The 20,280-nt window shown below is 64.4% G+C and carries 19 protein-coding genes and 1 pseudogene; 14 read left to right on the top strand and 6 right to left on the bottom strand.

The genetic code is table 11. The features are described 5' to 3' along the window. Positions 1–292 precede the first annotated feature (292 nt). From DPQ65_RS02785 to DPQ65_RS02770, 4 genes are all read left to right on the top strand, one after another. Entirely contained in the window at positions 293–1,537 is a 1,245-nt protein-coding gene (locus DPQ65_RS02785) for a hypothetical protein (protein ID WP_162801980.1), read from the top strand. Between the two features lie 581 nt (positions 1,538–2,118). Beyond that, positions 2,119–2,304 (top strand): hypothetical protein, encoded by a 186-nt coding sequence (locus tag DPQ65_RS02780; RefSeq protein WP_162801979.1) that lies wholly within the window; start codon positions 2,119–2,121, stop codon positions 2,302–2,304. 182 nt (positions 2,305–2,486) lie between these two features. Beyond that, positions 2,487–3,002, top strand: coding sequence for a hypothetical protein (locus DPQ65_RS02775; RefSeq protein WP_114905863.1), 516 nt, complete (start codon positions 2,487–2,489; stop codon positions 3,000–3,002). Between the two features lie 88 nt (positions 3,003–3,090). Beyond that, positions 3,091–3,561 carry a hypothetical protein gene (locus DPQ65_RS02770; protein WP_162801978.1) on the top strand — a complete coding sequence of 157 codons (471 nt, stop codon included), beginning with the start codon at positions 3,091–3,093 and terminating at the stop codon, positions 3,559–3,561. Between the two features lie 190 nt (positions 3,562–3,751). Here DPQ65_RS02770 and DPQ65_RS02765 read toward each other — a convergent pair whose 3' ends face one another. After that, a complete protein-coding gene (locus DPQ65_RS02765; RefSeq protein WP_114905861.1) occupies positions 3,752–4,606 on the bottom strand; it encodes a M48 family metalloprotease in 855 nt (284 codons plus the stop codon). Between the two features lie 285 nt (positions 4,607–4,891). Between DPQ65_RS02765 and DPQ65_RS02760 the strand changes: the two genes are divergently transcribed. After that, a complete protein-coding gene (locus DPQ65_RS02760) occupies positions 4,892–5,248 on the top strand; it encodes a hypothetical protein (protein ID WP_114905860.1) in 357 nt (118 codons plus the stop codon). Next, entirely contained in the window at positions 5,245–6,744 is a 1,500-nt protein-coding gene (locus tag DPQ65_RS02755) for a hypothetical protein (protein WP_114905859.1), read from the top strand. The genes DPQ65_RS02760 and DPQ65_RS02755 overlap by 4 nt, the downstream gene beginning before the upstream one ends. Positions 6,745–7,180: 436 nt before the next feature. On the opposite strand, the gene DPQ65_RS02750 is transcribed toward DPQ65_RS02755, so the two are convergent. The 5 genes and pseudogenes from DPQ65_RS02750 to DPQ65_RS16430 form a co-directional block, all read right to left on the bottom strand. Beyond that, positions 7,181–8,149 carry a zinc-binding dehydrogenase gene (locus DPQ65_RS02750; RefSeq protein ID WP_114905858.1) on the bottom strand — a complete coding sequence of 323 codons (969 nt, stop codon included), beginning with the start codon at positions 8,147–8,149 and terminating at the stop codon, positions 7,181–7,183. Between the two features lie 61 nt (positions 8,150–8,210). Continuing rightward, positions 8,211–9,254 (bottom strand): LLM class flavin-dependent oxidoreductase, encoded by a 1,044-nt coding sequence (locus tag DPQ65_RS02745; protein ID WP_162801977.1) that lies wholly within the window; start codon positions 9,252–9,254, stop codon positions 8,211–8,213. Between the two features lie 52 nt (positions 9,255–9,306). Continuing rightward, positions 9,307–10,224 carry a dihydrodipicolinate synthase family protein gene (locus DPQ65_RS02740; RefSeq protein ID WP_114905870.1) on the bottom strand — a complete coding sequence of 306 codons (918 nt, stop codon included), beginning with the start codon at positions 10,222–10,224 and terminating at the stop codon, positions 9,307–9,309. Beyond that, the gene (locus tag DPQ65_RS02735; protein ID WP_238146641.1) at positions 10,217–10,822 is read right to left on the bottom strand and encodes an IclR family transcriptional regulator; all 606 of its coding nucleotides are present in this window, start codon (positions 10,820–10,822) and stop codon (positions 10,217–10,219) included. Before DPQ65_RS02735 ends, DPQ65_RS02740 begins: the two co-directional genes overlap by 8 nt. A gap of 36 nt (positions 10,823–10,858) precedes the next feature. Beyond that, a pseudogene (locus DPQ65_RS16430) lies at positions 10,859–11,023 on the bottom strand (helix-turn-helix domain-containing protein); the annotation flags it as partial. Positions 11,024–11,232: 209 nt separating this feature from the next. Here DPQ65_RS16430 and DPQ65_RS02730 point away from each other — a divergent pair. The 8 genes from DPQ65_RS02730 to DPQ65_RS02695 all read left to right on the top strand — a co-directional run bounded on the left by DPQ65_RS02730 (position 11,233) and on the right by DPQ65_RS02695 (position 20,270). Continuing rightward, positions 11,233–12,012, top strand: a complete 780-nt coding sequence (locus tag DPQ65_RS02730; protein WP_114905855.1) for an enoyl-CoA hydratase/isomerase family protein — start codon at positions 11,233–11,235, stop codon at positions 12,010–12,012. A gap of 71 nt (positions 12,013–12,083) precedes the next feature. Next, complete coding sequence (locus tag DPQ65_RS02725; RefSeq protein ID WP_114905854.1) at positions 12,084–13,286, top strand: ABC transporter substrate-binding protein; 1,203 nt, start codon at positions 12,084–12,086, stop codon at positions 13,284–13,286. A 106-nt stretch (positions 13,287–13,392) separates the two neighbouring features. Then, a complete protein-coding gene (locus tag DPQ65_RS02720; protein WP_114905853.1) occupies positions 13,393–14,259 on the top strand; it encodes a branched-chain amino acid ABC transporter permease in 867 nt (288 codons plus the stop codon). Continuing rightward, a complete protein-coding gene (locus DPQ65_RS02715) occupies positions 14,252–16,165 on the top strand; it encodes a branched-chain amino acid ABC transporter ATP-binding protein/permease (protein ID WP_114905852.1) in 1,914 nt (637 codons plus the stop codon). Before DPQ65_RS02720 ends, DPQ65_RS02715 begins: the two co-directional genes overlap by 8 nt. Next, a complete protein-coding gene (locus DPQ65_RS02710; RefSeq protein WP_114905851.1) occupies positions 16,158–16,868 on the top strand; it encodes an ABC transporter ATP-binding protein in 711 nt (236 codons plus the stop codon). Before DPQ65_RS02715 ends, DPQ65_RS02710 begins: the two co-directional genes overlap by 8 nt. Beyond that, positions 16,865–18,223: an MmgE/PrpD family protein gene (locus DPQ65_RS02705; RefSeq protein ID WP_162801975.1), complete on the top strand. Its 1,359-nt coding sequence runs from the start codon at positions 16,865–16,867 to the stop codon at positions 18,221–18,223. Before DPQ65_RS02710 ends, DPQ65_RS02705 begins: the two co-directional genes overlap by 4 nt. 17 nt (positions 18,224–18,240) lie before the next feature. Next, complete coding sequence (locus DPQ65_RS02700) at positions 18,241–19,401, top strand: acyl-CoA dehydrogenase family protein (protein WP_114905849.1); 1,161 nt, start codon at positions 18,241–18,243, stop codon at positions 19,399–19,401. 59 nt (positions 19,402–19,460) lie between these two features. Then, positions 19,461–20,270 carry an SDR family NAD(P)-dependent oxidoreductase gene (locus tag DPQ65_RS02695; RefSeq protein WP_114905848.1) on the top strand — a complete coding sequence of 270 codons (810 nt, stop codon included), beginning with the start codon at positions 19,461–19,463 and terminating at the stop codon, positions 20,268–20,270. Positions 20,271–20,280 lie beyond the last annotated feature (10 nt).

The following is a 20,280-nucleotide window of genomic DNA, read 5'->3' as shown; positions in this document are numbered from 1 at the left end:
CCTCGGCACCGAGGACTCGTTCGTGCTCATCGCGCACCCTCCTACAGGTGTCACGAAGACCGTACAGATGTTGCTTGATCCTCAGCCCGAAACCGGACACGAACGCTGACTCAACCCATGGGTGGATGGGGTGTGTTTCGAGGTCCTCGGACGGATCGGGAGGCTTGGCGACGATCTTGAGCGCTCAGTTCGTCCTGAACTCGGGTTTGAACACCTGACTGCTGCGCTGCTGACGGCACAGGTAGCGTCCTTGCTGACAGCGGGGGAGTCCGAGGGCCACGTAGTTGACGCGGTGTTCTCCAGTCGAGTGCTGACCGCGGAGGATGCCACGCAGGAACGTCTTGAAGGCCTGGTCCAGCGTGTGGAGGCAGCGCTCTTCGCCGGGGGGTTGCCCGTTGCAGAGCCTTGGGATCCACGCAGCGGCTTCACCTTCCTTCTGGAACTGTGGTCAGCTGAGCGTCAACGGGACGTGACCTCCGAGCAGTTGTCTTCTGAGCTGCGACGTCATTGGGGCATCACCGACTCTCGCGTGCTCGCGTACCTGACGGGCCTGGGCCCAGATCCCCTTGATGGACACCTCACCCTGACGCGGCGGGCGGAGGCCGACGACCGTGAACTGGTTCAGGCCGTGCTCGCCAAGGTATTCACCGACCAGAGGGTCCACGCGGGCCGAGAGCGCATCATGGACGCGATGGCGGTCTCCCGGATCGAGCACCTGCGAGCCGTCGCCGTGGACGTCACCTCGATCGCTCTGATCGGTGACAAGGTCCATGCGTTCGGGACCATGGCCCACAGTGAAGGCAAACATGAGATCGCGATCGCTGCTGCAGGTGCACGGCTCCTCCTCGAGGAGGCACGCACAGCCACGGAGGGACTCATGAATCTGTTGACCAACCACGAGGTTGGGCGGCTGCGGCTTGATGCCGACCACCACTTCCAGACGGCCTGCTTGGAAGCGTTCACCGCGCGTAACCGCACAACCAGACTGGACGACCGCCTGGAGGCATCCAGAGGAACGTTTGGACCCATGCCCTGGTGGCGCGTTGCGTTGAAGAGAGACGATTGCGATCACGCGTTGGCCTCGCTGGACGCGCAAACCCTCTCCATCGCGCTACGTCACGACGAGGGATCCACCAGTATGTCCCTGCATCTGTACGACCCGTCAGGGGCATACTTCTACACCTTCTCCTACACCCTCACCTCCGTGCCCGACGTCTTCCAACTGATGCTGCTGGGTCGGGCCGAGCGCGTCGGAATCGACTTCGAGACCGAGGTCGATGGGGAACGTCTTCGGCTCGGCACCCTTGTTCCCCTCCTGGCGGAGGAGATCGCGGAGCACCTGCGGGTCGTTGCTACTGCGGCGCTGCGTCAGCACCTGGGCTTTGGGGACGGCTTCGAGGACGCCGTCGCTGTCCGTGCTGCAGTGGATGAGGCGTTGCTGCGGCCCGCGGCCCAGCGGATCTGGTCACGTCCTAGCCGCGAGTACAGCAGGGCCGTCGACGTCTCTGATGATCCCCGCAGAGCACTACGCGCCTGAGACTGTGACGGCGTCCGGCAGGGGGCTTGTCCCGGAAGGGGTAGTGGGGGCATCGGATTCCATGTCCGATCGTGGCGGCCTTGACCAGCGCTGATGGGGCTTCGTCTCACTGTGCCGCGGTCCGGTGTCACCGCGAGACAGGGCCGAGACCGGTCAGATACGGCTGGGCCTTCTGGGTGTAGGGGCGGTCGGGATCAGGGGACCTAGCTACCTGGGCCAGCTGCCCGGGACTGGTGAGGGGGTACTCGAGGTCTCCCGGGCCGAAGTGCCCGATTGTGGTTACGTCACGCATCACCTGCGCGTCCCAGTGCGTGGTCGCGGCGGCTCTTCTGGACCTCGACGGTCCATTGCTTATCTTCCTTTATCTGTCGGGCAATTGATGAACAAAGATATAGCCAGCCACATGCGCGCCACTGGCCCTGACGCACCGTGCAAGTCACCGCGGATCTGCTGCGGCCCAAGCCTTCTGGTATGTGCAACTCGATCAGGAGGGTGAGTCTCTGGGAGGAGTTGCTGGGGCTTTAGGGGGTGAGGGCCGGGTGAGGTGGTCCCGATTCTTCCAAGGTGAGGCGGTGGACGCGGTGAGTGAAGGCATCCCAGAGGTGGACGAGGTCGTGGGCGCGACGCGGGAGGAGTTGACTGCGGCTCAACGGTCTGCCGCTAAGGGCGGTCACCAGGTGGATGAGGCTCTTGGTGTGGCCGCCAAGATCATCGAACCAGCACCGGGGTGGTCGACACCGCGGGGATGGGGGACCGGTCATGAGTGAGCAGTGCTACATGCGGCCCGGCCCGCAACTGGACATCCACGAGGCCTGGAGGCCAGGCGGACTGTCCGGCTGGCCCGTGACGGCGTCACCGAGGTGGAGGAGTGCCTAGCGCGTGGCTTGCGCGCGCTGGCTGACGTGGAGTTTGGCCGCGGTGGCAGCGGCCGGACCCGAACGGGGAAACCGTGGCTGACGGGCTGCGCGAGCTCATGCGGTATGCCGGGCGAGGTGTCGAGGCGGGCCTGGCCGCGCAGGAGCACCTGGCTCAGGCCGGTTGGTGTGTTGGTGCCGCACGGACGAAGATGCAGGATCTTCCAGCTCACGGTGACCGGGAGCAGTCCCGGGTGGACGGGGTGGCACTGAGCACGAGAGTGAACCGTCTGGGCGTATTGATCGACCAGGCCACCCCTGCTGTCGAGGAGGCCACGAGCGCGCTGCGCCGCACTGGCACGATGGCCCGCACCGCCCTGGAGGGGGTTGAGCGGGTGAGCGGGCCGGAAGTGGAGGCGATGAGTCGATCCTTGCTGAGCAGTTTTAGCAGCGGGGCGCACGCGGAGGAATCGTTGGTGCAGGTCACGGCTGACCTGGCTCACGCCGTGGGGCATTCTGGGGCGATGGCCGAGGGGTCACGGGCACTGCTGGAGGCGCGCCGCGCAGAGGGCACTCCCACTCATGAACTGGACCGGGGGATCTCCCGGTGATGCATCTCGTGGTGCACCGCCGAGGTGCCGAAGACCTTGTGCAGACGCTGCGCGAGTTGGTGGTCTGACGGGCGACCTGCGTGTGGTCGTGAAACGCCGCGGTGGCGACGTGGCCGCGCTGCGCGATGCGCTGACTGCTGGGCAGGATCGCGTGGCGGTTGACCAGGCCGTGGACGTGCTGCGCAACCTCACTGGCGTGCGTCGTCAGGCGTGCGGGTTGCTCGAGGCGATGCGCAGCGTCGGTGGCGCTGAACTGGTCGAGGGCGGTGCTGACCTCGCGGGTCCCGCGGCCTCGCTGGCCCTGGCGCTGAGCGCGGCAGAGCGCGCTCTGGCGCCGTTGGCGGCCGCGGAGCCGACCCATGCCAACGTCGAACTGATCGGCGGAGTGTCTGTCGGTTTGTGCGGCCGGTTCGTCGCGATCGCGGGCGGGCCGGCCCGCGAGGGCCTCGAGCTGCTGAACCTGGCGTTGGGGACGGTGGCCGCACAACCCGGTCTACGGCGCCCGCGCGGGCTGCGGGCGGTCGGAGCGGTCCTCTTTGATTCGGGAGAGGCATCGTGAGCGTGCGTCCGGAAGAGATGGCCAGGCGTGCGGCGTTGGTCGCGCGGTTGGTCGAACAGGACCTCCCGACAGCGGGTGTCGGCCGAACAGCGCCTGGCCCACGACAGGGCCGTTCGCAGCAGCCTGGTCGAGTACTCACCCTAGGACGAGGCGCTCGAGCGTCCGGGGCCATCTCGTTGAGGCACCTTGGCTAGGGGCGTGCGGGGAGGTCACCGGGTGCCGGGGTGGCCCAGCCTGTGTCGGTGCCGTGGGTTGCGAACACTCCGGTCCGTAGGCGGACGACCCGGTCGCGGGTGTGCCGGTCGTCGTGGCTGCGCATCAGGATGTTGGCTAGCGGCTGCCCCAGTCCGCACTGGTAGACGTATCGGTCGCCGACCCGGCTTCGCTCGTTGGCCCACCACAGGTGCGCCCGGTAGGTGCCGAAGGCGACGGCCAGGAGGGCTGCGGCCAGGAAATAGGCTGGGTCGCCTCGGTTGTAGCCGAGCCAGAGCATGGCACCGAACATCAGGCCGGGAGCGATCCGGAACAGGGGGCCGGGGATCAGTGACTTTGCGACGTGCCACATGGCGCCCATCACGGTCAGCCAGAGGCGCCAAGGCAGCAGCAGCACCAGCAGCGGCGGTTCGCTGCGGGTGAGGCCGGCGCGCATGACCCCGAGCTCGTGCGTGATGACCGCGGCCGCCTCGGTGGCAGGGAGACGGTTCCTGGCCAGCGCCTCGATGAGGCCGGTACAGACCAGGAGCGTTCCGCGGCCGCAGCCGTAGGCCGCGACCTCGGGGTTCTTGATCACCCGCAACTGGAGCCTCTCGGGGGGATCCCCGGTGTAATCCAGCAGGAGCTGGGCGACCGGCGCGAGGGTGTACCGCTGGAACATGGTGGGCTCGTGCGCCCCCAGGAGTACCCGGGCGACCGCCCGCTCTCCCGCCGGCGCCCACGCCGCCCACGCCGCCAGTCCGAGCGCCCCGAACAGCGCTGAGGCACCGAAGACGGGAATGAGCGAGCCGAACACCAGGGCCAGCGCCGCACTCATCAGCAGAGGAACCACGAGAAGCAGTCCTCGTGCGACTCGTGCCCGTGTTGCGGCCATCCCGATCTTGTCCTTTGTCGTCTGAAGAACTGTCTAAACAGCACTAGTCGTGACGTTGCGCAGTCCGTGGTGGTGACTCTCTGGGGAGCCGTGGTGCGGCTTTAGGTCCATATGAGGACCCTGCCAGCAGGCACGGACAGTGCCGAGAAGTTATCCACAGGTTGCCGAGCGACCTCCCGTACTGCCTGGGCGGCGTGGGTCGATGGTGCTCGAGCCCTCCAGAACAAGACAAGGAGCACCACCATGACCCACCCATCTGTAGGCACCTTCACCCCATCAGCCGAGGCGGTCCGGATCCTGACCCGGATCGCGATGCTGCTGGACCAGGCCACCCGTGAAGCAGCCGACCTGCGGCGCACCGAGTTGTCGCTGCGGACGAGCGACCTGGGCCTGGAAGCGATGCTCATGTGGGCCGAGACGGTCGCGATGCTGCCCGGGCAGACCTACCCCGAGGTGGAGGTCGTCGCGGTGGGGAAGGACCCGGTCGCCCTGTTCCGACAGGCTGAGCGGCTCAGCGCGGAGCTGCCCATCGAGCAGTTCCCGCGGGGCATGTCCCAGTTGATCGTCCGGCTCATCGTCGCGATCCGAGACCTGGCATGAGTGCCCAGGCGGATCGGCGCAGCGTCGGTGAGCTGCTCCTGGAAGCCGAACAGCAGGTCCGCGACCTGCTGCATGAGGCACCAGAGCGGTCGGGTCTGGGGATGGCCCGAGGCTGGGTCGAGGTCATCGGTGCCGCCCATGAGCTCTGGCGCGCTCTACCCACAGACGAGGGTGCCGACCCAACCTGGGGTGACAGGCAGCGCCCGGCCGACCTAATGGACCAACTGCAGCAGTCGGCGGCCTCGGTGCAGAAACGCATCGAGCGGGCCGCGACCGGGGCCGGCCGCTTCTCCGCGCCGGTGGATGACACCCTGGTCGACCTGGCCGGCCAGCTCTTTCGCGCTGGTGACCTCGTCCAGACCTACCGGGGACGCAGCACGAGCGCGCGGATGCCCCAAGACGTGGCCGCCGACGTCGACGCCGCCCGGGCGCGCATCATGCACGCCCTCTACCTGACGTCCCATGCGGTCACGGTCGCCCTGACCGATGACCTGCACAGCCTCGGACGAGAACCCAACTTCCCGCGCAACGCCGTGCTGGACGCCCAAAGAAGGATCGGATCCAGTGAGCAACTCGCCGGCACCTACGTGCAAAAGACCTACCCCGTCGCGCTGGACGGGGAACACCGCGAGCCCCTGCAGCGGGACCGCTTTGCCGATGCCCTGAGCGCCTGGGACGTGGCCGCGCACCGGGCGCTGGCGAACAGCCCGAGCGCAGCAACGTTGTGGACGGTGACGTCCCAGGAAATGGTCACCACCGGGCACATGCAGTTGCTCTGGCGCATCGCCGCCGAAAGGGGTCACATCCACCAGAACCAGTACCGGACCCGGCTCGCGCCGGCGTTGGAGAACCTCCAGCGGGCGTGGGACCGGAACACCAGGGTCTGGGAGGCACTGACCCCCCGCACCGGTGCGCCAGCGCCTCAGGAGCTGCGGGCCGCGGCCACGGAGCTCCGGGCCGCGACCCGCGAACTCACCCACGACCGGACCGCGCCTGCGCACGGGCAACTGGTCGCAGCCAGGACGGACCTGGTAGTCCTGGTCCCGACGCTGCAACACTCCTTGTCAACGTCCGTGGAACTGGCTCACGCCTTCCGAGACACCAGAGCGGTCTTCAAGGCCATCCAGGTGGCACCGAAACCGGCCATGGCAATGCAGAACGAGCGACTGCAGTCGATGCCCTTCCCGAACATGCGATGGGCCAGTCAGGAGCAGGCCCGCACCGAGGGCGGAGTGCCGTTGCGGGCACTCAATCAACCAAGCACTCCTCTCCCGACCGTCTTGGTCCCGACGATGCGGAGACTGGGCGACGCCACGGTGCGGGCTGCCGCCCGCACGATGGGTACCGCGACGGGAATCGAAGGCAAAGGAAGGACTCGAGCCGAAGCACCTCAGCAGGCGAGTTCAGAACCTGCCCCGACGACCACTACCGCACGGATGGCCCGCTGGCGCACCGCCATGGCCACAGCACGAGCACTCGAGGGCCCCGCTCGCTAACCCCGGAATTACCGAAGGGTCACCAGGTCGGATCCTCCCTCCAGTGATGGCATCGTCAACACCGTCCGCGCACGGCTCGGCGGCGCTCTGGTCCCGGCGCATCAGACACAGGTGCCGCCTCCCCATGAGTCCGGCATGGCGGCAGTCCCGGACATTCGTCGAGGGGCCGACAGCCTACAAGCGGCATGACGCGCCGCCGGTTACACCAAAAGGGCATCCTGGAATGTCAGCGGTCGCCGTCCCTTCCGTCTTGACCTGCGTGCGCACGCATGCCAGGACTTGGGGCACTCCCCGTTGTCCGCGCTCACGCAAGTGCCGCTTCGCCGTAGGACTGGGCGAGTCGACGTGGATCTGGACTTGACAGTCCCGACTTTTCTGCAGTCGTTTGACGAGCGCCACGGACCAGTGTCTCCTTCCACCAGAAGCCCCTTCCCGTTCAGCCGGCTGAAAATTCCAGAACGACCTTGCCAACCTTCCCTGGGAGTTGTAGGTGGTCGAATGCATCCGCAACGCGCCCGGCCGGGAACACCTGCTCCACTGGCAGCGTCAACGCACCGCTCCGGATCAAGGGCCCGACACTCCTCTCCACCTCCATTATCAGTTTGGCCTTTTCAGATATCGACCGCGGCCTCAGTACAGTCCCCATGAGGTCAGCTCGCTTGCTCATTAGAAGGTCGAGAGGGACCTTCGCATGCGCGCCGGCGGCGATGCTCACGGCGACGATTCGACCGCCAGGGGCAAGGAGTCGCAGGTCGTCGTCGATGTACTCGCCACCGACGAGGTCAACGATGACGGAAGCACCACCGAACTCGACTAGTGCATCCGAACATTCGTCCTCCAGGCAGGCCGTTATCCCGTACGTTCGGAGAATTTGTTTAGTGTTACTGGAGCGTACGATGCCGAATGTCATAGCGCCCATTGATTCTGCAATTCGATACGAAGCTATGCCGACGCCGCCGTTTACGCCACGCACCAAAACTACGTCCTTGGTGCGGGTCCGTCCCCGCCACAGCGCGTCAAAGGCTGTGATAACGGCTTCCGGAAGAGTGGCCGCGGCGAGGTCGGATACGTCATCGGGTACGGCGAGTAGGTGGTCCTGGTGCGCGAGGACGCGACTAGCCAGCCCTCCCTCTGTCACTAGTCCCATGACACGGTCGCCCGGTCGCCACCTGGTAACCCTCCCTCCGATGGCGACGATGGTACCGCCGACCTCTACGCCGGGTAGTTCGGGTGACGCCCCGTGTGGCACTGGGTACTGCCCGTTGCGCTGAAGAACGTCGAGCGGGTTCACACCGGCATATGGAGCAGCGATCAGGACCTGCTCATCGCCCGGCCGAGGGTCCTCTAAGCTCTCAAGGCGCACGACGTCGTTACCGCCGAACCCGTCGAAGCGCACGCGTTGCATTTACGATCCCATCTAGACGCTTGGTGAGCCATGAGAGGTGCTAAGGTCCGTGCACGGAAGGTCAGCTAAGCTCTGTTCGGACTCGGGGCAGCACTTCCGCCCCCAGCAGGTCGATACACTCCATGGCGTCCGACTGCTTGGAGCCGGGCCACGCAAGGCGCATTGCCAAGTGAGTTACGCCCACTTTCCGGTGCTGTTCGAGCAGACCAGCGACTACGTCGTCGGGCTTGCCGATGACGAAGCGGTCCTCGGCGAGGCCGGTGAAGTCGTTCTGGTCCTCAATGGTTCCAGCAGCACGGGCTGCTTCGCCAGCACTTCCGGTCAGCCCCCATTTCGCGTACGAGGCATACTTCGTGAGCAAGTGGGGCGCTGCCCGTCGCCGAGCCTCATCAGCGTCCTCATGGCAGTACACCTCCAGCATGCGTCCAACTGCCGGCTTACCCTGAACACGGCGCTGTGGCCCTGATCGGGCAAAGAGCTGCACTTGGCGGGAGACCTCGTTGTTGTCCGCGTTCGGGGTGGCCATGAAGCCGTCCCCAATCTCGGCTGCACGGCGAATCGCACGGTCAGTTGTGGCGCCTATCCAGATCGGTGGGCCTGAAGGATTGTACGGACTTGGTCTCAGGGTCGCACCCTTAAGGGAGAACGAGGAACTCTCGTGATCCACATTTCTCTCCGTCCACAACCGCCGAATAACCTCGATGCTCTCCACCATGCGAGGTAACCTCTCCTCAAAGGGCACGCCTAATGCCGCGAACTCTTCCCGGCGGTACCCTTGGCCAACGGCTAGAATGAACCGACCGCGCGTGGCGATGTCGATCAGAGCAACCTGCTCGGCTACCTCGACAGGGCGATGCAAAGGTAAGAGCAGTAGGTTGGTGCCCAACGTCATGTCACCCGTGTAAGCAGCAAGATGTGCGAGAAGTGGCAATTGGGGGAAGAAATGAAAGCCTGGAGTCAGGTGATGCTCACCGGCCCAGATCGAGTCGAATCCATGGGACTCGGCGAGCTTCACCTGTTTGACCAGGCCCTCTAGACGCGCGCGAGCGTCGTCAGTCTCGGGATTCTGGGAATTCAAGTAGATGCCGATGTTTAGTTTCGCCACGCGGACTCCTACGGTTCGGGGCACTGCGGTGGGTGGATAGTGGTAGGCGTGCTCAGGCAGCCCACCGAAGAACTAGCGGATCACGACGTCGTGCGAGTTCGATTAGCGCTCGTCGCGTTTCAGCATCGAGTCGCCCGAACGGTGCACGGGCGGTGGCGTTGGATATGACGCCGCCCTCCTCCAACAGCACCTTGGCAGCGAGCAGGTGGCAATGCCTGTTTTCGAAGTGAATCAGGGGCAGGACCTCCTCCCAACGTTTGGAGGCCGCTTCCCGGTCACCTTTAAGGTAGTCGCGCACGACTGCGGAAAGCAGATCAGGCACCAAGCAACTCGACATGCTGCCCACAGCCCCGGCGTCCAGGTCGGGAATAAGTGTGACACCTTCTTCCCCGTCGTACAGCCCTGGCATGTCGTCGCCCGCAGCGGCCTGCAGCGCGCGGATCTTTTCCGCGGCGCGAGCGGTCTCCATCTTGGCGTACTTGAAGTGCGGGATCTCTCGTGCCAACTGCGCGATCTGATCGACGGACATGGGCGTCGCACTCATCGGAGCGTCCTGGAGCATAATCGGGATGTCAACCTCATCGGCGACCCGTCGGAAGAAGTCCGCAACATCCGTAGGGGTCGCGCTGATTGTCTTTCCGAAGAAGGGGGGCATGAGCATCACCATGCTCGCTCCCATGTCTTGAGCCTCCCTACTCCGTTGGGCGGCCACGCGAGCGCTGTAATGGCTTGTGGTGACCATGACTTCGATCCGGCCAGCGGCTTGGTCGACGGTCGCCTCCGTGATCTGGCGCCGCTCATCGTCAGTGATCGAGAACTGCTCCGAGTAGTTGGCTAGGACACAGATACCAGCGCTGCCTGAGTCGACGACGAAGTCGACAACCCGGCGCTGCCCAGGGAGGTCCAACTCTTCGCTCGGCAGGAATACCGTCGGTGCTACGGGGATCAGTCCCCGGATGAGTTCAGACAACGTACGCCTCACGTCGCGGCAGTGTCTTGGGTGGTCTGGGTCGATCGTGACCTGAGGATGCCCCTAGCTCTCGCGATAGTGCCATCGCGATCGTCAACAGGGCTGGGCCGAGTTTCTCCGCGCCGAGGATGGACCCGAGGCTGGACACCGAGATTGCGCCGGCGAGGATCCCTTCGCCGTCGAAGATTGGAGTTGCGATGCAGAACAGACCGGGCACGAGTTCCTCGCGGTCGAAAGCGAGGCGGCTGGTGCGCACCGCAGCGAGCTCACGGCGGAACACAGCCACGCTCGTGATGCTGCGCTCGGTGACGCTGTTCAGACCGGCCCGGATCGTCTCGTCACTGACACATGGTGGGGAGAAGGCCAGCATGGCTTTCCCCAGCGCAGTGCAGTGGAGCGGGAGACGGCCCCCCGGCCGGGTAGCAGTGGGTGACCCGGAGGCCTCGAGCTTCTCGACGTAGACGATCTCGCCCTTGTCGAGCACGGCCAGGTTCACGGTCTTGCCGGTGATGTCGTACAGGTCGCGAAGGAAGGGCATGGCCACGTTGCCGAGGTCTCGTTGCACCGGCACTGAGCGGCCGAGTTCGAAGACCCTCATGCCCAGTCTGAGCCCTCCTTCTGTGCGCTCGAGTCCACCCCAGGTGACCAGGTCGGATACCAGCCGATGCGCGGTGGATTTCGGCAGGCTGGCGCGCTGCGCGACCTGAGTGAGTGATAGCTCCCGGTCGTCCGGGCCGAAGGTGTCGAGGATGGTCAACCCCCTCAGAAGTGAGGAGTCGTTCCTCGTGGTGTTCCGCATCTCGGACCCCCTGTCGTCAAAGTAATCGCGTGAGAGTCCATTAAAGCAGCGAACCGACACGGATCACTCGTATTGTTCCGATATGCGGAACTTCTCTTGGAACGCCCGTCGCCGCTCGCCAAAGTTACCCGAGGAAACCCCGTGCCTGGCACCACACCCGGACACATGAGCTTCCACCGGCCAACGGCGGCAACAAGAGAGGTCCTTACGTGGAACAGGAAGTCCTATACCAGGTCAGAGACCACGTCGCGTACGTGACCATCAACAGACCCTCACGCAGAAACGCACTGAACCTCTCGGCGACGAGCGAACTCATCCGGCGATTCTGTGAGGCGGGGGAGGACCCAGACGTGTGGGCGGTGCTGCTCACCGGCGCCGGCGACAAGGCCTTCTGTGCAGGCGGGGACCTCAAGGAGTTCGACGAGCTGGCCCGCCAGGGCACCCGGTTCCCCATGCCCATGACCGGGCCAGAGCGAAACCTCTTCGAGGTCGTCCTCGAGACCTACAAGCCCGTCATCGCGGCCATCAACGGCCCGGTGCTGGCCGGGGGGTGCGAGCTGGCGCTTGCATGCGACCTACGTATCGCGGCGGACCACGCGACGCTCGGAATGCCCGAGGCTAAGCGAGGAATGGGCGCCAACTACGCCACCGTCCTCCTGCCTCGACTGGTCCCCCGAGCCATCGCACTGGAGATGCTGTACACCGGCGACCCACTGTCGGCGGAGCAGGCGGAGCGGTGGGGTCTGTTCAACAAGGTCGTCCCTGGTGAGTCGCTCCGGGAGGCGAGTGAGACATTCGTCCGCGGGATCGTCGCGAATGCGCCCCTCACGCTCCGGCGATACAAGGAGATGACCACCAAGGGTTGGGAGCTCTCGGTTCACCAGGCGCTGCGGTTAAATGCAGGACCGAATCCCTACCTCAGCGAGGATCGCGAGGAGGGTATACGCGCCTTCATCGAGAAACGCCAACCGCAGTGGGCGGGGCGTTGATCGTCGCGCACTCTCGGGCCGCGAGGTCCACTCATATCACTATTCACACCATGTAGTCCTAGGAGGACTCGATGCACACATCACAAAAAGGAGGGACCCTGCTCCTGGCAGGGTCGCTCATCCTGACGCTCGCTGCATGCGGGGCGGACGCGGAGAGCGAGTCATCCGGTGGCGGTGGCGGTAGCGGCGACTGCGTCCTCACGCTGGGGACACTCGGTCCCCTGACTGGGCCCGCCGCCGACTTCGGACTCTCCATGGAAGCCGCCACCAAGTTCGTCGCCTGGGAGGCCAACCAGAACGGTGGTCTTCAGGTCGGTGACCAGACCTGCACGGTCGAGGTGTCCAGCTACGACACCGGTTACACCAGTGCCGGGGCAGCGACAGGGGCCACCGAGTTCGCCTCTCAGGGGATCAAGTTCGTGGTTGGGCCACTCGGCGCAACCGAGCTCACCGGTATGAAGCCCGTCGCGGCGCGTTACGACATGCTGCTGGACGCAAACGGTTTCGGGCGAGAGGCACTGGAAGAGGAGTACCCATTGGTCTTCCACCTCGGTCCCGGCCCCTTTGTCTGGTCTGGACCGATCATCGAGGAGGCCAAGAAGCACTTCGATTTTGAGACCGCGAAGGTCATCGCCACTAACGACGAAAGCGGCGACGACATTGCGATCATCAATGAGGAGAAGTTCGCCGAAGCGGGTATAGACGTCACTAGGGAAACGTATCAGCGCGGAACTCAGGACTTCGCGCCCATCGTGGCCCGACTCATGCGTGGCAATCCTGACGTCATCGACTTCGCGTCCAGCCCGGCCGTCGATGCCGGCACGATGATGAAGCAGTTGAGGCAGGCAGGCTACGACGGCGTCTTCGCCCGCCTCGGTGGTGAGAGCACCGCCGAGATCCTCCGCGTCGCTGGTGAAGAGAACGTGCAGGACTTCTTCTACTACGCACCAGTCGACCACGACGCTGAAGAGATCGTGGCGCTCAAGCCCGACTTCAAGGAGGCCACCGGGATGGAGGCAACCGGTATCTCCCTGGGCTGGATTCCCGGTGCGCGGACCCTTCTTGAGTCGATCGAGGAGGCCGGCACCATTGACGACACCGAAGCAGTCGCCGAGGTCATGCGCGAGAACGACCTCAGTGATCCCACTCTCGGGCAGGGAGTCTGGACGGGTGAAGAGCAGTTTGGGGTCAACCAGGAGATGTCGTGGCCCTTCTTCATGGGCCTCATAAAGGACGGCGCCGAGCCGACGTTCACCGAACTTTCGGCCGACTGACGGCTACCCAACCCGGAGGTCCCGGCCGCCCTTGCGGCGGGGCGCCCCGGATCGGCACTGTCCGGACACCAGCCCGAAAAGTCGAAAGAAAGGAGGAGGAACAGCGATGAACGAAATAATCCAAACCACGGTCGGCGGCCTGACTCTCGGCGCACAGTACGCGTTGATGGCGCTAGGATTCTCGTTGGCCTTCGGCATCCTGAGAGTTATTAACTTTGCGCATGGAGCGTTGTACGTTGTGGGCGGTTACGTGGCGTACTTCGTCACCGGGCAGATCGGTCTCCCTTATGTCTTTGGGGTCATGGCGGCAGTCTTGGCCACTGCGGCGATAGGCTACCTTTTCGAGCTCTTCATCATTGAGCGTCGTATCGATGATCACCTGGCCACGATTGTCCTCACTCTCGGATTGTCCCTCATCGGCGGCGCGGCCATGCTTGGCCTCTTCGGGCCGCAGGCGGTGAGGTTCCCCCCCGTCGTCAGTGGAACTCTCCAGTTAGGGGGCGTGTACATCCCGTACGGCCGGATCCTTGTGATCGTCGTGGCGGCCTTCGCCATCGCAGCCGTGTACCTTTTGCTATACAAGACGCAGATGGGGGGAGCTCTTCGCGCCTTGACGGACGACCGCGAAATGGCGATAGCCATGGGAATGCGCCCTAAGGTCCTGTTCCCCCTCGCCTTCGCGATCGCGGCCGGCCTAGCAGGGTTAACCGGTGCTCTCGTGACGCCACAGTTCTCCCTCGCCCCTTTCGTAGGCGAGCACGTCTTGATGATCTCCTTTCTCGCCGTCATCCTCGGCGGGCTCGGGAGCCTGCCTGGCGCCGTCATCGCCTCCGTCCTCGTTGGCTTAGTCGAGTCATTCGTGGGCGTGTACGTCGGAGGATCGTGGGCGCCCCTCATTCTCTTCACCGGAATCCTGGTGCTCCTGGTAATCCGACCCACCGGAATCCTCGGACATAGGACGGTCAATGCCTGAGACATCGATTACCAAAGACGCGGCCGCCCTCGGCTCACGTAAGCGAGGCCTGGCGCGCGCCATGGTCGCGCCTGCAGTGGCGATTATACTCGTGGGCCTCGCTGCAGCGACCCCAAAGTTCACCGCGGACCCTTTCCTCCTTTCATTCGTGCCAACGGTCTTGGTCACGCTGCTCGCGGCCATGCACGTATGGTTGCTCTTGAGAGTGGATCTCCTCTCCTTTGGCTCGCCGCCCTTTATGGCGATCGGCGGTTACACCCTTGCGTTGGTCGCAACAAACTACACGTCGAACGCGTTTGTGTTGGTGCTTGCGTGCTTTGCTGTACCCGCACTCATGGCGCTTCCGCTCGCGGTGGTTCTCCTTCGGCTACGCGGAACGTACTTCGCCCTGGTGACGTTTGTTCTCGCGCAGGTCGTGATGCTAATCATCATCATTGCGGAAGGGCCACTGGGCGGGAGCAGCGGGATCTCCGGGATCCCGCCCGCCACCGTGGGTGGCACCGAATTTGGTGCTGGAGGGGCCTTGGTGCGCTTCTCTGTCGCGGTTGCGATCGTTGGTCTCGTGGTCGCGGCCGCCGTGGCGATCACCTGGCGTCGCCACTTCGCTGCGCTGGAGGAGAATGAGCCGCTGGCCGCAAGTCTGGGTCTCAACCCCTGGATCTACAAGACGCTGGCTTTCGTCGTGGGCTCGGGCGTCGCTGGGCTCGCGGGGTTAATCCTGATCAATCAGCTCGGCAACGCCCATCCGGACAGCTTCCTCCCGTTAAGCTCGGTCAACCACCTAGCAGCAGCTGTGATAGGCGGTGCATCGTTCCTCGGCCCCGTCATCGGTGCGCTTCTGCTGTCCTGGTTGGTCCACACCTTCGCGTCCCAGGCCCAGCTTTCCCAACTGTTTCTCGGCGCAGCTCTCATCATTGTGACCCTGTTCGCCAGGGGGGGAATCACCGGAGTCGTGGGCGACCTGAGCCGTGCGGGTGCCAAGATTCTCGGCAGGACGAAAACAACGAGACTGGACGAGGGCACGAACGGTCCGAAAGGTCCACGCAACGCGGAGAAGGAAGACACCGTCACAACAGCGCGGGAGCGCGCCAATGACCGCACGCCTCTCGGTTCCCCCCGACAGGTGGTCGAGACAGGCGACGTGGTGCTGGCGGTCGATGGACTGTCGAAGAGTTTCGGCGGAGTCAAGGCCGTGAACGACGTCTCATTCGAACTCCGGCGCGGCGACGTGCTTGGTGTGATTGGTCCCAATGGGGCCGGCAAGACGACCATGATCAACATGATCGCCGGGGCCATGACCCCAACCGCTGGCACAGTCGCTTTGTTGGGTAAGGACGTGACCGGCTGGTCCTCCCAGCGCGTGAGCAGACAGGGTCTGGCAAGGAGTTACCAGCAGACGTCCGTCTTCCGTGGGGCGACCGTGAGCGAAAACCTGGCGCGGGCGAAATCCTTCAGCAGACGGTGGGCAACCGACGACGAGATCGCGGACCTCCTACGCTCTACCGGGCTCCTCGCACGGCTTGAGGACCGAGCGGGCGACCTGCCCTACGGCCTGCAGAAGCTTCTCGGCCTGATCCTGCCCTTGGCGATCCGTCCGGACGTCCTTCTTCTCGATGAGCCAGCCGCCGGTCTGGAACTCTCCGAGCGCGGCCGTATCGATCAACTCGTGGACTGGACGGTTGAGCGCGGTACGGCGGTGCTGCTGGTCGAGCACGATATGGACCTTGTCCGGCGTATCTGCCCGCGCCTTCTGGTCATGGACACCGGAAAGACTCTGGACCACGGCTCGCCCGACTCAGTGCTGAACAACCCAGAGGTGATCACCGCCTACCTCGGAGTCGTCGACGACGACGACGTGCCAGAGACCGCGAACAGCTCCCAGCAGGAAGAGATGAATCATGGCTGAGGCGACAGAGCTGTTGAGGTCGGAGGGTCTCACGGTGCGGTACGGCGGCATTGAGGCGCTGCGAGGCATAGATATTTACGTGAATTCGGGCGAGACCGTCGTCGTCGTTGGTGCCAACGGGGCTGGCAAGTCGAGCCTGATGAAGGCAGTAATCGGCATGGTTCCGGTGGCTGGTGGAAGCCTCGTCTTTGAAGGGCAGAACATCACGTCCACGTCGACCGCGAAGCGCGCGAAGATGGGTATCAGGATCTCCCCGGAAGGCCGGCGCGTATTCGCGAACCTGACGATCGAAGCGAACATGCTCGCCGGTGGATACACCATGAGCACGAAGGAACGGGCCGCCTCGATGGAGTGGCTGTTTGACACTTTCCCCATGCTCGCCGATCGCCGCAACGCGAAGGCAGGAACCCTGAGCGGAGGGCAGCAGCAAATGGTGGCTATCGCGCGTGCTTTGACGGCACGTCCCAAGTTGCTCCTCCTCGACGAGCCTTTCCTGGGCCTTTCTCCTGTGGCGATCGCCGAAACGAGCAACGCTATCCGTGTGGTGCAAGAACAGGGAATGGCTGTCCTCATCTCGGAGCAGATGGCCCGACCCGCCCTAAAACTAGCCAGCCGCGGATACGTGCTGCGGTCGGGCTCGTTGCGTCGCAGCGGAGCCGTTGCCGAAATCCGTGAGCTAGCACTATCGGAGGATTACCTGTGACCAACGACCAGCAACTCCTCGAAAACGCGACCGCATTCGTCGCCGATGAGACTTACAACGACAGCGAGGTCCGCGCGCGGGCTCGGGTCCTGCTCGCGGATGCGGTCACGCTCGCCCTTGCGGCGGACACCGTGCCGGGGGCGACCGAATTGCTTGAGTTGGGAGTAGGAGCGGGCGAGCACGCGGCCTGGTATAGCGGAAACGGCCTTGGAGCGGCGGACGCAGTGCAGTCCAACGCGGCGGCGATATGCGCGCGATTCCAGGACGACACGGAAATGAGTTCTTGGAGCCACCCTGGCAGTTTCGTGGTGCCAGCCGCGGTAGGCGCCGCCGTCGAGACTGACCGCGCCTACGGTGAACTCGTTGACGGACTTATCGCCGGGTACGCGATGACGGTCTGGTTAGGCGGGGGCGGTGAGGTGGCCCTCGGCATGATGAAATCGGGGCGACGTCCCAGCCCGACCTTCGGCCCGGCCGGTGCCTGTGCGGCGGCCTGCCGCGCGGCAGGCCTCAACCGGCAGGAAACTCTTCATGCGGTGAGCGGAGCTTTGCTCGTTGGCCGGGGATCGCTCCACAGCGTCGGGTCAGGCGGCGAGGACTGGCGGCTGCACAACCCGGGGGCCGCCCGAGACGGCCTTCTCTATGCCCTCGCTGCGAGGGCCGGTATGACAGCGGGCTCTGGTGCGCTCGACTCCCGGCACGGCTTTCTCTCACTATCCGCCGGAATGACAGAGGTACCAGTCGCGATGGAGCGTCCGCCCCACGCCGGAATGGTTCTTGATGTCTGGCACAAGGCGCTGCCCACGCTCGGTGACAATATGGCCGTCGCGCTCGCCGCTCTTGAGCTGAACAGGCGGGGCCTGGGCGGGATCGACCTGGGCAAGGTCGACGAAGTGGTCGTCAGCATGAACGAACACTTCCGCAACTTCCCGGGCACGCAGACCCGACCCCCTTACAAGACCCTGACATCGGCGCTGTCGAGTGTCCGTTTTGTTACCGCTCAGCTCTTGGTGCATGGAACTCTGGACTTCGACGACTACGAGCGTCGAGACGACCCGGCCGTGGTGTCGCTCGCCGAGCGCGTCGAGGTGGTCCCCGACGAGGCGCTCGATTACCTCGACGGAGTGGTGACGGTGAGGGCGCACGGGCAGGAACACACCTGCCGCAGCGCCGACCTGCCTCGGACGCTGTTCTTCCGCGATGCCAACGAGCAGCGCCGGATTTCCGAATCGCTCCACGGCCCTGCCGGCGCGGCTCTTGTCGACGCGCTCGTCCAGGCGGATGACTCGGTCCCTGCCAGGAAGGTCGTCCATGAGGCCATCCACGCCTTCCATTCAACACGAAATCGCACCTGAGAAGAGATCGAGAGACAATGGACTTCCTGCTCAATGAGGAACAACTGGCCATCCAATCCGCCGTGTCTGATCTGTGCTCCCGGTTCCCGGAGGAGTACTGGCGCGAACGCGACCAGAAGCTTGAGTATCCGGAGGAGTTCGTCGACGCACTCGCGGAGGCGGGTTGGCTCTCGGTGCTGGTCCCCGAGGAGTACGGGGGTGGCGGGGGAAGTGTCATGGACGCAGCAATCATCCTTGAGACGATCAACCGCTCCGGTGGCAGCGGGGTGCCAGCGCACGCGCAGATGTACACCATGGGTACCGTGCTGCGTCACGGTAGCGATGAGCAGAAGAAGCGGCTGCTTCCGAAAATTGCGACCAACGAGATTCGTCTGCAGGCGTTCGGTGTAACCGAAGCCGACGCGGGCTCGGAGACCACGAAGATCCGGACGTTCGCGGAGCGCGACGGCGACGAGTACGTGGTAAACGGCGCAAAGATATGGACCTCGCGGTTCCAACACTCCGACTACCTCCTGCTGCTGTGCCGGACGACTCGGTACGAAGATGTCGAGAAAAAGACCGATGGGCTGTCGATTCTGCTCGTCGACATCAAGGCGGCCGGCGACTCGATCCGGGTGCAACCGATCCGCACGATGACGGCGCATGAGACCAACGAGCTCATCTTCGACAACCTCCGTGTGCCGGTGGAGAACCGTATCGGTGAGGAAGGCAAGGGTTTCCGTTACATCCTCTCGGGACTAAACGTGGAACGTATCCTCGTCGCCTCGGAGTGCTTGGGCGATGGCTATTGGTTTATCGACCGCGCCAGCCAGTACGCCAACGAGCGAGTCGTTTTTGGTCGGCCCATCGGCGCGAATCAGGGCGTGGCCTTTCCGCTGGCACGTGCGTACGCGGACCTGGAGGCTGCCAACCTGATGCGCTTGAAGGCGGCCTCGCTGTTCGATGCTGGAGCCAACCCCGGCTTCGAGGCGAACGCGGCGAAGCTGCTTGCGTCCACAGCGACCTGGGCGGCTGCGAACGCCGCTATGGATACGTTTGGCGGTTACGGCCTCGCCGTGGAGTTCGGCATCGAGCGGAAGTTCCGCGAGGCCAGGCTCCCCATGGTCGCGCCGGTGAATAACAACCTCGTGCTCGCCTACATCGGACAGCACGTCCTGGGTCTACCCAAATCCTACTGAGCCCGGACGTGGCTGCTGACGCAGGACCGGACCCGAACACTGAATAGGAAGCGAAAGACGTGGATCTAAACCTGAAGGACAAGATCGCGGTCGTCACCGGCGGCAGCGCCGGGATCGGCCTGGAGACGAGTCGGCTGCTCGCCGAGGAGGGCGCCCATGTCCTACTCTGCAGTCGGCGTGAGGAGGCACTGGCGCGAGCTGCCGAGGACATCGAGCGCACCACGGGAACCTCGGTAGACACGCTGTCGGTCGATGTCACCGACATCGGCGATATCGAGAAGTTGGTGCGCTACGTCAAGGAGCGCTATGGACGGATCGATGTGCTTGTCAACAACGCCGGCACAGGCACCTACAAGCCGTTCTTGGAGGTGACCGACGAGGAACTGGTGTACGGCATGGCCATCAACTTCTTTGCTCAGTTCCGAATCACCCAGCGATTCGCCCCGATGATGATCGACCAGCATTACGGCATCGTCATCAACGTTGCGGGGGAGTCGGGGATCCGCGTCCTGACACCGCCCTTTCGCTCCTCGTGCACTGGCCCGGCCAAGTCGGCTGAGATCAGGCTTAGCAAGGTGCTCGCCACCGAACTCGGCGAGCACAACATCCGGGTCAACTGCGTGGTTCCCGGCTACGTCTACACCGACGAGCGCTTCGACAAGTGGGAGCGGGAGATGGCCAAGGAAGATTTCGATGAAGAGGCTGCCCGCGCGAAGCGCAAGGAATGGGGACGCAACATCGCCCGGCCCAACCACGAGTGGGGCACGGCTCAGGAACTGGCCAACCTCATCGTGTTCGCGGCCTCCGACCGGGCCAGCTACGTCAACGGCGCTGTCCTCGTCGCCGACGGCGGCGAGGACAAGTCCTGACCCGTACTCG

The sequence above is a fragment of the Ornithinimicrobium murale genome (assembly GCF_003352835.1).
GTDB classification, from domain to species: Bacteria; Actinomycetota; Actinomycetes; order Actinomycetales; family Dermatophilaceae; genus Ornithinicoccus; species Ornithinicoccus muralis.
The sequence above is the reverse complement of the archived record's forward strand: the minus strand, read 5'-3'. Positions and strand labels throughout refer to the sequence as shown.

Bases quoted from the DNA above. Each gene is read 5' to 3' on its own strand.
- DPQ65_RS02760 (WP_114905860.1), top strand. From the start codon at position 4,892: ATGACCCACCCATCTGTAGGCACCTTCACCCCATCAGCCGAGGCGGTC.
- DPQ65_RS02755 (WP_114905859.1), top strand. From the start codon at position 5,245: ATGAGTGCCCAGGCGGATCGGCGCAGCGTCGGTGAGCTGCTCCTGGAA.
- DPQ65_RS02750 (WP_114905858.1), bottom strand. From the start codon at position 8,149: ATGCAACGCGTGCGCTTCGACGGGTTCGGCGGTAACGACGTCGTGCGC.
- DPQ65_RS02735 (WP_238146641.1), bottom strand. From the start codon at position 10,822: ATGAGGGTCTTCGAACTCGGCCGCTCAGTGCCGGTGCAACGAGACCTC.
- DPQ65_RS02725 (WP_114905854.1), top strand. From the start codon at position 12,084: ATGCACACATCACAAAAAGGAGGGACCCTGCTCCTGGCAGGGTCGCTC.
- DPQ65_RS02720 (WP_114905853.1), top strand. From the start codon at position 13,393: ATGAACGAAATAATCCAAACCACGGTCGGCGGCCTGACTCTCGGCGCA.
- DPQ65_RS02715 (WP_114905852.1), top strand. From the start codon at position 14,252: ATGCCTGAGACATCGATTACCAAAGACGCGGCCGCCCTCGGCTCACGT.
- DPQ65_RS02710 (WP_114905851.1), top strand. From the start codon at position 16,158: ATGGCTGAGGCGACAGAGCTGTTGAGGTCGGAGGGTCTCACGGTGCGG.
- DPQ65_RS02700 (WP_114905849.1), top strand. From the start codon at position 18,241: ATGGACTTCCTGCTCAATGAGGAACAACTGGCCATCCAATCCGCCGTG.